The organism is Pedobacter steynii (assembly GCF_900103665.1).
Taxonomy (GTDB): Bacteria; Bacteroidota; Bacteroidia; order Sphingobacteriales; family Sphingobacteriaceae; genus Pedobacter; species Pedobacter steynii.
Genome location: NZ_FNGY01000005.1, coordinates 390,067 through 404,827, shown reverse-complemented (window position 1 = coordinate 404,827; position 14,761 = coordinate 390,067). Strand labels below are relative to the sequence as shown.

The 14,761-nt window shown below is 42.9% G+C and carries 11 protein-coding genes; 5 read left to right on the top strand and 6 right to left on the bottom strand.

All coding sequences use genetic code 11. From position 1 onward, the window contains the following. Window positions 1–61 precede the first annotated feature (61 nt). Together ggt and BLQ87_RS16060 are read right to left on the bottom strand one after the other, a co-directional pair. Window positions 62–1,780 carry a gamma-glutamyltransferase gene (ggt, locus tag BLQ87_RS16065; protein ID WP_216857811.1) on the bottom strand — a complete coding sequence of 573 codons (1,719 nt, stop codon included), beginning with the start codon at window positions 1,778–1,780 and terminating at the stop codon, window positions 62–64. Beyond that, window positions 1,758–3,530: an AMP-dependent synthetase/ligase gene (locus tag BLQ87_RS16060; protein ID WP_074608617.1), complete on the bottom strand. Its 1,773-nt coding sequence runs from the start codon at window positions 3,528–3,530 to the stop codon at window positions 1,758–1,760. The genes ggt and BLQ87_RS16060 overlap by 23 nt, the downstream gene beginning before the upstream one ends. Window positions 3,531–4,101: 571 nt before the next feature. On the opposite strand from BLQ87_RS16060, the gene BLQ87_RS16055 reads away from it, so the two are divergent. Further along, window positions 4,102–4,581: a porin family protein gene (locus BLQ87_RS16055; protein ID WP_074608615.1), complete on the top strand. Its 480-nt coding sequence runs from the start codon at window positions 4,102–4,104 to the stop codon at window positions 4,579–4,581. 73 nt (window positions 4,582–4,654) lie between these two features. Here BLQ87_RS16055 and BLQ87_RS16050 read toward each other — a convergent pair whose 3' ends face one another. Beyond that, entirely contained in the window at window positions 4,655–6,442 is a 1,788-nt protein-coding gene (locus tag BLQ87_RS16050) for a M61 family metallopeptidase (protein WP_074608613.1), read from the bottom strand. Between the two features lie 308 nt (window positions 6,443–6,750). Here BLQ87_RS16050 and BLQ87_RS16045 point away from each other — a divergent pair, with 308 nt between their 5' ends. Genes BLQ87_RS16045 through BLQ87_RS16030 form a run of 4 tightly spaced genes read left to right on the top strand, consistent with a single transcriptional unit; the run spans window position 6,751 to window position 13,169 of the window. Further along, on the top strand, window positions 6,751–7,827 hold the full coding sequence (locus BLQ87_RS16045) for an efflux RND transporter periplasmic adaptor subunit (protein ID WP_074608611.1): 1,077 nt from the start codon (window positions 6,751–6,753) through the stop codon (window positions 7,825–7,827). Window positions 7,828–7,835: 8 nt separating this feature from the next. Beyond that, a complete protein-coding gene (locus BLQ87_RS16040; RefSeq protein WP_074608610.1) occupies window positions 7,836–10,955 on the top strand; it encodes an efflux RND transporter permease subunit in 3,120 nt (1,039 codons plus the stop codon). A gap of 30 nt (window positions 10,956–10,985) precedes the next feature. After that, on the top strand, window positions 10,986–12,296 hold the full coding sequence (locus BLQ87_RS16035; protein WP_074609003.1) for a TolC family protein: 1,311 nt from the start codon (window positions 10,986–10,988) through the stop codon (window positions 12,294–12,296). 18 nt (window positions 12,297–12,314) lie between these two features. Then, window positions 12,315–13,169, top strand: a complete 855-nt coding sequence (locus tag BLQ87_RS16030) for an N-acetylglucosamine kinase (protein WP_074608607.1) — start codon at window positions 12,315–12,317, stop codon at window positions 13,167–13,169. On the opposite strand, the gene BLQ87_RS16025 is transcribed toward BLQ87_RS16030, so the two are convergent. The 3 genes from BLQ87_RS16025 to BLQ87_RS16015 form a co-directional block, all read right to left on the bottom strand. After that, window positions 13,159–13,602 (bottom strand): GNAT family N-acetyltransferase, encoded by a 444-nt coding sequence (locus BLQ87_RS16025; RefSeq protein ID WP_216857810.1) that lies wholly within the window; start codon window positions 13,600–13,602, stop codon window positions 13,159–13,161. The two genes, BLQ87_RS16030 and BLQ87_RS16025, sit on opposite strands and share 11 nt — an antisense overlap. An 18-nt stretch (window positions 13,603–13,620) precedes the next feature. After that, a complete protein-coding gene (locus tag BLQ87_RS16020; protein ID WP_074608605.1) occupies window positions 13,621–14,154 on the bottom strand; it encodes a GAF domain-containing protein in 534 nt (177 codons plus the stop codon). 356 nt (window positions 14,155–14,510) lie between these two features. Beyond that, on the bottom strand, window positions 14,511–14,699 hold the full coding sequence (locus tag BLQ87_RS16015; RefSeq protein WP_074608603.1) for a hypothetical protein: 189 nt from the start codon (window positions 14,697–14,699) through the stop codon (window positions 14,511–14,513). Between the last annotated feature and the right edge of the window lie 62 nt (window positions 14,700–14,761).

Below are 14,761 nucleotides of genomic sequence, written 5' to 3'. Positions count from 1 at the left end.
ATATTTAAAACTGCTTTAAACGACTCTTATTTGAGATTAAGTGTGCAGAATTCTATACAGGCTACCAACCCAGTGACTCATCATCACCACGGGGATCTGCGCCCCCCTGATAATAGCCCCACTTGGTTTTCAGAATGGCATCTACTCTGCCAATCGGGCCACGTGGCGTAAGAATATAGCCTCTGGACTTCAATTTAGAGACATTTACACTATCTATCGCTCCGTCTTCCAGATAAACTTCGTCTGGTAACCACTGGTGATGAAAGCGTTTTGAGGTCACTGCCTGTTGCATATTCTGGTCAAATTCAATAACATTTAATATGGTCTGAAAAACAGACGTTATAATCGTAGAGCCACCTGGAGTTCCTACAACCATAAATAATTTTCGATCCTTTTCAATAATTGTCGGCGTCATAGAGCTCAACATTCTTTTTCCGGGGGCAATTGCATTGGCCTCTCCACCAACAAGACCATACATATTAGGTGCACCTGGCTTCACAGAAAAATCGTCCATTTCATTATTCAAAAGAAATCCCGCTCCTTTTACCACTACTGCAGCGCCATAAGAACCATTTAATGTCGTCGTAATCGAAACGGCATTACCTGCTTTATCTACGATCGAGAAATGCGTTGTTTCTTCATGTTCTTTTCCCTTGACAACCCCGGCTTTAACTGTTGCACTCGTTGTTGCTTTTGCCCAGTTAAAAGTGCTCATTCTACTTTTAACATAATGATCTTCCATCAATTCCTTTCCCGGAACGGCATAGAAGTCCGGATCCCCCAGGTGTGTGGCACGATCCGCATAAACCCTGCGTTCAGCTTCCACCATCACCTGTACGGTAGAGTCGGCATGATGGCCCCATTTTTTTAAGGGATAAGGTGCTACAGATTTCAACAACTGAATTAAGGCAATTCCTCCGCTCGACGGCGGTGGCATAGTGATGATCTGATATCCTTTATAGGTTCCTGTAATGGGCTTGCGCCATACCGCCTGATAGTTCTTTAAATCCTGAGCTGTAATGATCCCGCCACCGCGTTTCATCTCCAGCAGGAGGCTATCTGCCACAGCACCTTCGTAAAAACCTGCCCGGCCTTTATCGCGGATCTGTTCCAACGTATTTGCCAGTTCATTTTGCACCAATAAATCACCTTTCGCCCATTGACCATCCTTAATCAGCGCGGTTCCAAATGGATTAAATTCCAGAAATTTATCGCGCATGCCATTGAATTCAGCTGCCTGGCGTTCGCTAACATTAAACCCTTTTCTGGCCAGAAAAATTGCAGGCTCAATCAGGTCTGCCCATTTCAGTTTTCCATATTTTGCATGGGCCGTTACCATTCCGGCAACAGAACCCGGAACACCTGAAGCCAGTTGTCCGTATAAACTTTTATCTACTATTGGTTGTCCTGCCGAATCAAGGTACATGTTCCTCGAGGCCGCAGCTCCCGCCTTTTCCCGAAAATCAAGTGTATTCGTCTCCCCTTCAGCAGAGCGGTACACCAAAAAGCCACCACCACCAATATTTCCTGCATTAGGATAGACCACTGCCAAAGCAAACTGAACGGCAACCGCAGCATCTACTGCATTCCCGCCTTTCTTTAAAATATCAAGGCCTACTTTCGAAGCAGCCGGACTTGCCGACACGACCATTCCATTGCGGTACTCCTCACTGTTCTTTTTCCCCAGCTGTCCACCTGCACATCCGGTAACCAAAGCTCCGGACAAGAGGACAAAGCCCATCACCAACGGAATAATCCTATCCTTTATATCCTTCTGCATCTGCATAAATTTTTTCTATAGTAGCGGCATTTTTTTCTAAGATCACTTTTCGTTTTAAACTTAATTTCGGCGTTAACTCGCCGTCCACAATGCTCCATTCTTTCGACAATAAGGCTATGCGTTTCACCTGCTCCCATTTCCCGAAATCTTTCACGCTATAGGCGACAATCTCATCGTATTTTTTTATCACCAGCGGATTTTTGATCATCAGCTCATTACTGGTATATGGAATACCTTTTTTTCCGCACCAACCTTTCAATGCTTCAAAAGTAGGGACAATCAATGCCGCAGGAAATTTCCTGTTTTCACCCAGCACCATCACCTGCTCTACCAATGGTGATTCCTTTAGTTTATTTTCCAGCATCTGCGGAGCAACGTATTTTCCACCGGCAGTTTTAAATATTTCTTTTTTCCGGTCTGTAATTTTTAAAAACCGTCCTTCCACAAGTTCACCTATATCACCGGTATGGAACCAACCCTCCGCATCAATTGCTTCGGCTGTCAGGTCCGGCCGGTTATAATAACCTTTCATGATGTTATGTCCACGTGCTAAAACCTCACCATCGGGAGCAATTTTAACTTCTACACCTTCAATAGGAGGACCTACCGTTCCAAATCTGGTCTGTCCAAAGTAATTAACAGTAATTACCGGAGAGGTTTCTGTTAAGCCATAACCTTCCATAACTGGCATTCCTGCAGCGTAGAAAATTTTAGCCAGACGGGGATTTAAGGCTGCGCCACCTGATACGATCACGACAATCTCGCCACCCATTGCGGCCTGCCATTTGGAAAACACCAGCTTTCGCGCAATTCCTAATTTGAAATTATAAAAAGGACCATTGTTAAAATCGTATTTCTCGGCCACAGAAAGGGCCCAGAAAAAGATTCCTTTTTTTACTCCGGTCAATGCTTTTCCTTTTTCTATGATTTTATCGTATACTTTTTCGAGCAGGCGGGGAACGGTAGAAAAACCATTTGGTTTTACAAACTGAATATCGGCAACGATCGTCTCTGTACTTTCTGCATAATAAACAGATGCGCCCTTATACATGTGGAGATAAACGATCATCCGTTCAAAGATATGCGAAAGCGGAAGAAAGCTCAGGGCCTTATGCAAGCCTGGCGGAACAAGGACAGAAGAGTGTTCAAAATTCTTTACCAGGTTATTATGGGTCAGCATCACACCTTTTGGTGTTCCTGTAGTTCCGGAAGTATATATCAGGGTTAAAATATCGTCTGGTGTAACTTCCTTCCGATAAGCATCGAGATCAATGGAAGCATTTTCTTTTCCTGCTTTCAGCAACTCTTCCCAGGAGGCTACTCCCTCAATCGGGTTAAACGAGTAGATCTTAATCGAAGGATTCAATTCATCGCAAACAGGTTTAACCTTTTTATAGATCTCTTCATCGGCCACAAAGACCACTGTGATCTCTGCATTCTCCAGAATAAACTTAATGTCGTGTTCAGCGAGTGTTGGGTATAAGGGAACCTGATACGCCCCCAATTGTACAATCGCAAAATCGGAAATATTCCACTCCGGCCGGTTATGAGACATCACAGCAATCCTTGAACCTTTTCCTACACCAAGACCAACCAATCCTCTGCTCAGTGCATCGACGGCTTCAATAACATCTTTGGTGCTATATTTCTTCCAAACCCCCTTTATCTTACCACTTATAAACTCCTCTTTTGGAAAATTCTCTAAATTGTATTGAAGTAAATCGAATACTCGTGTGATCGTTACCGCCATAACCGTTATTTTATAATTTGTACCTGGTGTTTCCCAAATCTAATAAATTAAATTCTCTATCAAAACCAATTTAAATATTGGTATGTTTTCTTTCTGTAATAATTAATTGGGAGAGATCGCCCTTAGCCGAAAGCCAAAAAACAGGCAAAAAAAATCAAAAAAACACCGCATTAAACAAAAGGTATAACCTTGACCTTACAGTGTATAGCCAGAGCAGGACGATACAGTTCGGGACAGCGCTTAATACGGCTCCAGCTATACAGGCTCTGACCACGCTCTAACCTCGGTCTACACTCGGTGCTAACTCGGTCGGGAGCGTGTTAAAGGCGGGTAAGCAACGCGTCTGATTCGTGCTTTATCCGCAGCTGATCACTTCTTAATTACTGGTTGCTCCGAACCGCTCCCTCAGCTGTTTCCAGCTTAGGCAAAACAGACTAAATTCTTCCGGATCCTGCTTCAAAATATCTGTTCAACTCCTGCAAAAAGCAACAAAAACCTTTTCTTTTAGATTTAACGGCACAATAGTTGATAATGTAGAAATCATCAATAAAAAATTAATAAAACACAGATTATGAAAAAATTCCTTACTATTATTTGTTTAGCCGTGATTGCGACGTTTGCTTTCAATTCAGAGTCAAGCGCACAGAGTTACAAGAATGCTATTGGTGGTCGTTTCGGCGCTGCAAATGGGGTTACTTTCAAAACAACACTTGGTGGAAACAAGATGGTGGATATCATTGCCAACTTCAGATCAAACAGTAACTATAACTATTTCCGTGTAACTGGTTTATATGAAATCTATAACCCAATCAGCAATGCAGCAGGATTAAACTGGTATTATGGTGCGGGTGGTACAGTAGGATCGGTTAAATACAAACCAAAAGACCAAAGCGACCTTTATTTAGGTATTGATGGTGTTTTAGGTCTGGATTACAAATTTGCAGATGCGCCAATCAATATTTCCTTAGATTGGAAACCAACGATCGGTCTTGTTCCTGATACAGATTTTGATGCTTCAGGTGTTGGACTATCTTTACGTTTTACCTTCTAGGCCAGAAAGAACGCATAAAAAAGGGTTGTAAAAAGTATGTACTTTTTACAACCCTTTTTTTGTTTAACTGAATTTATATTCCCATCCAGCCTTTACGTACCAATACCTGTGATTCCGGAGCATTGCTCTGAATTTCAGCTACCAGCTTCATATTCGGACTCGCTTTCAATGTGATTTTGATATCTTTTTCAATTCCGTCTCTTTTCACTTTTAAGGTTACCACATCACCAGGTTTTTTGCTGGCAATTACCGGCATACGCTCCAAAGCAGCTTCTACACCAACACCATCTACGCTGATCACTTCGTCATTTACATTCAAACCATCCACCCAGGCAGCCGAGTTTCTAGATACTGCAGAAATGATGATCCGTCCTTCCGTCTTTTTAGAAGCCACGCCGATATAAGGAATGCTGCTTCCTTCATTTTGATTTTTGATGCTGATTCCGGCATATCCAAAATATTTATCAAACTCCACAGGATGGGTTCCGTTTACATATTTTGCCCAGAAATCAGTAAAGCTTTTGCCGCTGATTTTCTCTACCATTGCTTTAAACTCAGCATCGGTATAGCCTCTTTTTAAAGTTTTACCCTGAAGATACATAGCTTTCATCACATCATCCAGGCTTTTTGTTCCTTTAGTTGCCTGAGCGATCTCCAGGTCCATCAACAGACCTACCACCTCGCCTTTACTATAATAAGAAACACCGGTGTTGTTCGAGTTTTCATTTGGACGGTAACCTTTAATCCAGGCATCATAGCTCGATTCTGCTGCAGACTGCACTTTAGCTCCCGGAGTGTTAGACACATTAGACACCGCAGTAACCAATCCATCTACAAAGGCCTTAGGATCTACAAAACCTGCACGCAACACCAATTTATTCTCATAATAAGAAGTAAACCCTTCTGCCACCCACAAATTAGTAGTATAGTTCTCATTGTCATAATCGAATGGACCTAAAGCAATCGGACGCATTCTTTTCACGTTCCACAAATGGAAGTACTCATGGGCAACCAGGTTCAGGAATCCAAGATAACCCTCAGGTGTATTGTATGCATTTCTGGAAGCACCTAAAACCGTAGAATTTAAATGCTCTAAACCACCGCCACCTCTTTCGAAATTATGGACGATGAAAGTATAATGTTTATTCGGGTTTTCGCCATAGATCGCCGTTGCCTGTTCAATCACTTTAGCCATGTCTACTTTTAGACGCTCTTTATCATAATTGCCACCACCATACATGGCTACTTCATGTTTTACGCCTGAGGCCATAAAATCAAATACTTCCTGATTTCCTACTTCTATAGGGCTGTCAAACAGCACATCAAAGTCTGAGGCAGTATACGTAAATGGCTGTCCTGCTACCGGCTCCAGTCCTGTAGATACTTTATTCCATCCTTTAAAAGGAATCACTTTTACGGTACTTGGCAATTTCAACAATCCATCAGGATACATGAAGATACCAGTGCTGGATAAGAAGGCATGTGATTCATCGATAAACGGCGTGCGCACAGAAACTTCGAAACCATATACCCTATATTTAATTTTTATGGCATTGGATTTAGCAGAATATACCCTCCATGCGTTTTTCTTTACCTTTTCAAATTTTACAGGCTTGCCTCCCGCAGTGGCACTAAAATCCTCTACGCTTTTTGCAAATTCACGAACCAGGTAAGAACCTGGTGCCCATACCGGCATTTTTACATCTACATAATCTTTAGCCAATCCGGAGATCGTCATTTCCATTTCCACATAATGTGCCTGAGGTTCTTTAAAGCTCACCTCGAATCCTACTTTTACCTGCGATCTGGCTGTCATACCTACTGATAGTAATATTACTAGTCCTGCAATTGATTTTTTCATTCTTTAATCTTATTATTTTATTTTACCCGTCCTTCTCTCCTAATCAAGTCCTTCGCCAATCAAACCCTGTTTTTTAGTATCATAATTGTTATATTAAACTAATTAAACCAGGCTAAACTTTTATCATTCTTTTAAGTCATAGGTTAAAGAAGGCGCTAATTTACTTTTTACGGGCGATAAACAAATGTATAATTTATCTCTTTTCGTTGTCCTTAAAAAGAATATTAGGCTGTAACATACTTAATACAAGCTATTACAGGCCGTATATTTAAATATTTTTGCACGTTAACATATCCTATTCACCACATATGAAACTAAGATACATCATCTATATCCTAATCGGTCTGGGCATTGCCTATTTAGTCTATTACCGCATTTCTGCCAATAAAAAAATCGCCAGTGAGGGTGCCGGAATGGGTAAAGGAAAAGGCGGTCCGGGAAAAGGGCTACAGGTGAATGGAATTGTTGTCAAGACGGGTGATTTCAACAACGATCTGGAAGTTACCGGAACGCTGGAAGCGAATGAATCCGTAGAACTTCACAGCGAAGTTTCCGGTTTGGTTACCAGTATCAATTTTAAAGAAGGTTCTAACGTAAGCAAGGGCAGTCTGTTGGTGAAGATCAATGACCGTGATATTCAGGCGCAGTTACAGGATGCTTTAACGAAACAAAAGCTCTCTGCAACCAATGAGAACCGCTCCAGACAATTACTGGAAAAAGGCGCCATCAGTCAGGAAGAATACGATACTTCCCTTGCCAACCTTCAATCCCTGAAAGCACAGACCCAACTAATCCGTGCACAATTGGCAAAGACCTCCATTTTCGCCCCCTTTAGCGGAAAGATTGGTTTACGCTCCATCTCCGAAGGGGTTTATTTAACCCCGGCAGCGATCATTGCCAACCTGTCCAGCATCAATCCATTAAAAATCAGTTTCTCTGTTCCGGAGAAATACATCGGGCAGATCAAAACAGGCGCTGAGGTATTTTTCACTACCGATGGTTATACAAAATCATTTACGGGTAAGGTTTTCGCCATCGAACCTGGCATCAATACCCAAACCAGAACCCTGCAAATTAAAGCCCTGGTTCCAAATCCTGGTCAGGAGCTCCTTCCCGGATCTTTTGCCAAGATTAAACTTGCCCTGACCACCTCAAAAGATGCGATATTGATTCCAAATGAGGCCATTATCCCGGTATTAAAGGGCAAAACGGTATTTATCAGCAAGAATGGTAAGGCCCAGCAGATTGAAGTAGAAGCAGGAACACGGACTGCTGAAAATATTGTCATCACTTCCGGATTGAAAGTAGGTGATACGGTATTGACTACCGGTGCAATGGCTTTAAAACAGGATGCCCCTGTGAAAGTAACTGTGGTTAAAAATTAATTTCCTTTATGAGCATTTCAACCACCAGTATAAAGAGGCCAGTTCTGGCCATCGTTATGAACCTGATGATCCTTCTTTTCGGTGTCATCGGCTATAATTTCCTGGGCGTCCGGGAATACCCAAACATTGACCCTACAGTCGTCTCTGTGAGGACCTCCTATCCTGGGGCAAACTCAGATATTATTGAGTCACAGATTACGGAACCCCTGGAAAAGTCCATCAACGGGATTGACGGGATCCGGAACATTTCCTCTTCCAGCAACCAGGGAAGCAGCAACATCACCATAGAATTTAACCTGAACAAGAACATTGACGATGCGGCCAACGATGTGCGTGACAAGGTATCACAGGCGGCAAGAAGTCTGCCCAAAGACATCGACGGAAATCCGGTAGTCAGCAAGGCCGATGCCAACTCTGACGCGGTGATCACCATGACCATTCAAAGCGATAAACGCAATGTGATGGAACTGAGTGATTATGCAGAAAATGTAATCGCCGACCGCCTCCAGACCATCACCGGGGTGAGCAGTGTACAGATTCAGGGCCAAAGGAAATATGCCATGCGCATCCGGATTTCTCCGGATAAACTTGCCGCTTACGGACTAACTTCCCAGGATATTGTAACCGCGCTTAACAATGAAAATGTAGAGCTGCCATCGGGAAAAATCACCGGTGCGAATACCGAGCTGATCGTGAAAACATTGGGAAAGCTGACCAATGAGGAAGAATTCAACAACCTGATCCTGAAGAACGACACCGATAATGTAGTCCGCCTGAAAGATGTAGGTTATGCCGTACTGGGTTCAGAAAATGAAGAAACCATTTTGAGAGAATCAGGAAAACCCATGGTAGCTGTAGGTCTTGTTCCTCAGCCAGGGGCGAACTACCTCGACATCTCTAAAGAGTTTGATAAAAGATTTGAGCAGTTACAGAAAGATATTCCAAAAGACATCAAGCTGAACATCTCTTTAGATACCACGAAATTTATTAAAATGTCGGTAACGGAAGTTGCCGAGACCATCATTCTTTCCCTGATCCTGGTGATCCTCATTATTTACCTGTTTTTCAGAGATTGGGCAATTGCCATCAGGCCTTTGCTGGATATTCCGGTTTCGTTGATATTTACCTTCTTCATCATGTACATTTTTGGATTCTCCATCAACGTATTGTCGTTGCTTGCTATCGTTCTGGCCACCGGACTGGTGGTGGATGACGGGATTGTGGTGACAGAAAACATCTTTAAAAAGGTGGAAGAAGGCTACTCTCCTTTTGAAGCAGCGATCAAAGGATCGAATGAGATATTCTTTGCGGTAATCTCGATTTCCGTGACCCTTGCAGCGGTATTTTTACCCGTTATCTTTCTGGAGGGATTTGTCGGGCGGCTCTTCCGGGAGTTCGGGATTGTGATTGGTGCGGCCGTGCTCATCTCGGCCTTTGTGTCTTTAACTTTAACACCGATGCTGAATGCCTACCTGATGAAAAAGACAGGGCATGAAAAATCTAAATTTTATAACCTTACAGAGCCTTATTTTGTAAAGCTGAACGACAGTTACTCGGATAACCTGAATAAGTTTCTCAATAAAAAATGGTTGTCCATTCCCATCATTGTGGTCTGTGTGGCAATGATTGCCCTGTTCTGGAAAATCCTGCCAAAAGAAACGGCACCTTATGATGACCGCAGTGCGATCAACCTGAGGGTAACCACGCCGGAAGGTTCTTCCTTTGCCTATACGGATCGTTTTATGCTGAAAATCCAGCAGATGATTACCGATTCTATTCCCCAAACGAAGGTCAACATTACCATCACTTCTCCGGGATTTGGCGGATCGGGATCTACCAACAGTGGTTTTATAAGAATGGGCTTATCTGACCCCGGCGACCGTGGGCGTACACAGGATGAGATCGCGGCCAAGCTAACCAGGATCACCAGAAGATATACGGAAGGAAAAGTGGTAGTCACCCAACAACCGACCATTTCTGTAGGCCGCAGAGGGGGCTTGCCTGTCAATTATATTATCCAGGCACAGAACTTTGATAAGCTTAGGGAAAAAGTGCCCTTGTTCATGGACGAAGTGGCCAAGGACCCTACTTTTACGACTTCAGATGTAGACCTTAAGTTTAACAAACCAGAAATCGATTTAACGATCGACAGAGATAAGGCGAAAAACCTGGGAGTCTCTGTTTCGGATATCGGGATGGCGCTTCAACTGGGTTTAAGTGGTCAGCGCTTCTCTTATTTCTTTATGAACGGCAAGCAATACCAGGTGATCGGACAATTCGAGATGAATGACCGTAAAGATCCTTTGGACCTGAGTTCTGTTTATGTACGAAATAACAAAAACGAGCTCATTCAGGTAGACAATATGGTGACGGCGAGAGAAAAAAGCAGTCCGCCGCAACTGTACCGGAACAACCGTTTCATTTCGGCAACAGTTTCCGCAGGTCTGGCTCCGGGTAAAAGTATCGGTGAAGGAATTGAGGCCATGGACCGGATTTCTGCTAAAATACTGGATGAATCGTTTTCTACCGATCTTGGTGGTGAATCCAGGGATTTCCAGGAGAGTTCTTCCAATACCATGTTCGCATTTGGCCTTGCTTTATTGCTGGTCTACCTAATCCTTTCTGCACAATTTGAGAGTTTTGTAGATCCTGTGATCATCATTCTGACGGTACCCATGGCCGTTGCCGGGGCCTTTTTATCGCTCTGGTTGTTTGGTCAGAGCTGGAATATCTTCAGCCAGATCGGAACGATCATGCTGATCGGACTGGTGACCAAAAACGGGATTCTGATTGTGGAATTTGCCAATCAGCTGAAAGAAACCGGAAAGAGTGTTCACGATGCCATCAGGGAAGCTTCGGTTTCCAGGCTCAGACCAATCCTGATGACCAGTCTCGCCATTGCCATCGGTGCATTACCGATTGCCATGGCTTTAGGTGCCGCAGCAAAAAGCCGGATGGGAATGGGAATCGTGATCGTTGGGGGAACGATGTTCGCCCTGATCTTAACGTTATTTGTGATCCCTGCCATCTATTCTTACTGGTCTAAAGAGCACAAAGCAAATACAGAATTAGAACTTTCACTGAAAGCGGCCTTAGCGGAAGAAAGCTTAGAAAAAAAAGCACATTAACCCATGATCCAGTTTCAACTCTATAAGACCATGAAAACCAGGAAACTTCTATTTGCTACGTTACTGCTGCTAACAGGCAGTACAGGCTTTGCACAGCAAAAGCTGAGTCTGGAAGAAGCCATCAGCACTGCGTTAAAGAACAATTACGACATCCGTCTCGTAAATAATGAAATACAAATTGCGAAAAACAACATCAATCCGGGAAATGCCGGAATGCTGCCAAAACTAACTGCCGATTATGCCAGAGGGGGTAGCGTACAGAACACAGTACAAACGCCTGCAACAGGACCAGAGCGGAAAACCAACGGTGCCAGAAGCACGAATCAAAGCTATGGTGCCGCTTTAGGCTGGACAATATTTGATGGTTTTCAGATGTTTGCCAATTATGACCGTTTAAAAGAATTACAAAAGCTGGGAGAGGTCAACGCAAAAGGAGTCGTAATTGCCACTGTGGCGGATGTGATCAGTGGGTATTATGCCTTAGCCAGACAACAACAACTGGTTATGGCAACAGACACGGCACTCGACATTTCGAGAATGCGCTTAACGATCGCTAAGAACAAGCTGGAGATCGGCAGGGGATCTAAACTGGATGTCCTTTCTGCTACGGTAGATTATAATGCAGATACTTCCCTTTATTTACAGCAAAAGAATGTACTCAGGACGAATATGGTGAGCCTCAATCAGGTGATGGCCAGAGACCTGAACCTGGTTTTTGAAGTGGATGAAAATATTAAAATCGAAAGGAACCTCAACTATACGGAATTGTCTGGTCTTACGGAGCAGCTGAGCCCTGCTTTACAATCTGCGTTTATCAATAAAAAGATTGCAGAGCTGAACCTGAAACAAGTGAAGGGACAACGTTATCCGACGGTAGGTTTAAACAGTGGTTATGAATTTTCGAACAGCACGAGTCCTACGGGCTTTAATCAGAAGTTCAGGGCCAACGGTTTTACTTATGGGGTAACGGCAAGTCTGAACTTGTTTAACGGCTTCCTGCAGCGTCAGAATGAGCGTAACGCAAAGGTACAGATCAATACCACAGAACTGAACCTGGAAAAAGCAAGGCAGGACATCAATGCGCAACTGCTTTCGGCTTATCAGAATTACCTGACCAACCTCGACCTGCTGAAGGTGGAGCAGACCAATGTGAACATTGCAAAACAAAATCTGGACATTACGCTTGAAAAATACCGCCTGGGCAGTATCTCCCCGCTGGAGCTCAGAGAGGCACAAAGGAACTCAATTACGGCCATTACCCGGTTCCTGGATGCTCAGTATCAGGCAAAACTTACCGAAATCAGCTTAAAAGAAATCAGTGGTACTTTAAATATTCAATAAGATTGTTATTTTTAGCAAATGATTTTAGTAGCAGACAGCGGATCCTCAAAAACTGACTGGATGGGTTACAGCCCGGAAGAGACCATCAGTTTCAGCACACAGGGCATTAACCCTTATTTTTTGAATGCACATGATATTTTTAAGCTTTTTTCCAAGAAAAAGGAAATCGCGGCTTATGCGGAAAAAGTAAAGGAAATTTATTTCTTTGGTGCAGGCTGTTCTTCTCCTGATAAAGTAGAAGTTATCTCGAATGGCATTTCTTCTTTTTTCACGCAGGCTTATGTCTCTGTGGAACATGATTTAATCGGCTCTGCCTACGCCACCTGCGGGGATCAGAAAGGCTTAACCTGCATTCTGGGGACAGGATCAAACATTTCTTATTACGACGGCAAAAACGTTCATAGCGGCTCTCATGGTTTAGGTTATGTTCTGGGTGATGAAGGTTCGGGTACTTTCTTTGGCCGCAAACTCATCACCAGTTATCTGTACGGAAATATGCCTGCCGAGTTAAGTGTAATTTTTGCACAAAATTACCAGATCGATAAAGAAACGGTAGTCACTAATCTCTATCAGAAACCATCACCCAATACCTACCTCGCTTCCATCAGCCGTTTCATGGCAGAACATACAGACCATCCTTTTATTCTTAACATTTTACGTGAAGGCTTTCAGGAATTCGTAGATACCAACATTAAAGACTATGCGAACTATAAAAGTCTGGATTGCCATTTCGTAGGCTCTATCGCTTTTTATTACCGGGATGTATTGAGAGAAGTCTGTTTAAACAATCAGGTAAAAGTGGGCAAAATCTATCAGAAGCCTATTGAAGGGATTTATAATTACATTCTGAGAAAAGAGGGAATTACAGTTTAATCAGCAACCGCAGCATGTCCTTATGCTGAATCCCATTTTCAAAAATGGCTTCCTTGTAGTTCAGTAAGAAGAAATCTTTATCAATGCGGTCTGCCCGGAATCCCGCACGCTGATAAAAGGACAGCTGATAGCCAAAGGTTCCGGTCCCCACTTCGATGCTTTCTCCGTTAAGTTCTTTTACGACTCCAAAAAGGTGCCGGAGCAATTCCCCACCGATACCCTGATTTTGATATCCGGGCATTACGGCAATATTTTTAAGTTCGTACTTCGCCGGACCTATGGGTTGGAGGATATAACCGCCAACTGTTTCTTCCTTAATTTTAGCAATATAAACCAGTGAATCCGGAAGGTATCCCAGGATACTCTTTTCTGCCGGATCTGCCAGCAGGAATAAATCCATTGGGATATGGTCTTTGATTTTTGTAATCCTCATGAGTTTACAAAAATATAGTTATGCGTTTTGAATTTCAAATTCAGGGATCCCTACCCGCTTGTTCATTTCCCTTCTCACCATCAATGCGATCAGCTCCAGTTTCTTCCGGTCTTCTTCTTTAAACACCCTTGGCTTCTTATCTACAATACAAACTACACCCACCCTGAAACCTTCGTTCGTCGTAATTGCTGCTGCCGCATAAAAGCGCAATCCGGATTCTCCGGCAATCAGTGGGTTAGAGATGAGACAAGGATTCCGGATGAGGTCTTCAAACACCGTCACACTGCCATTTAAGATCGCCAGGGAGCATAAACTGACCTCCCGGCCTACTTCCAGTCCTACATGCCCGCTCTGATCGGCTTTGGTCCACACTTTATCCCGGTCCACGAAATTAATCATCGCAATAGGTACATTCATCATTGTTGCCGTAAGGGCTGCCAGCTGATCAAATATAGGTTCAGTTTTCGTATATAGAATCTTATACTTTTTCAGGTTTTCCAATCTTGCATCTTCATCCGTCGGAATCAGGATACTTCCTATGTTTGTTTCCAATTTATTAAAATCTAGTCATGTATACTTTAACAATTACCATACCTATTGGGAGGTGTTATCTCTTTGGCACACAGGAAGAATTGAATCTTGAACATAAAGAAGACTAATGGAACAAAATGCGGTAATCCAGCCCGAAAATCAATGCAGAACCAACAATACCCAACAACTTAATGTGGGCAATTATTACTCACTTTGATGATTAATCAGCCTATTTTACTACGCTACATCCATTATATCCGCTATATTATCCCATTCCCTTGTAAAGGCGCCCTCACACCCAAAACAGCTATAGAACTGAATATCAGTTAAAAGTAAACAAAATGATCGATTTTCTTAAAAAAACAATTCCAGGATGCTTATCTATCTACTTTTTCTGAACTGCTAAATACCCATTCGTTTTTAGCAGTTTTAAGATAGCTGACTTTATAATTCTCGTTTGGAGGCAATGTAAAATGAAAAACAAGATTTTTTTCATTGGGATCTTTCGGTAAGAATCCAGGAAGTAAGGTATCCGCTACCATTTTAATATGAGCTTCAGTATGCATAATTTGCTTTTTTAATGCAAATGTAAAAGCCCCGGTCCGAATATTAAGAATTAATATTCAAA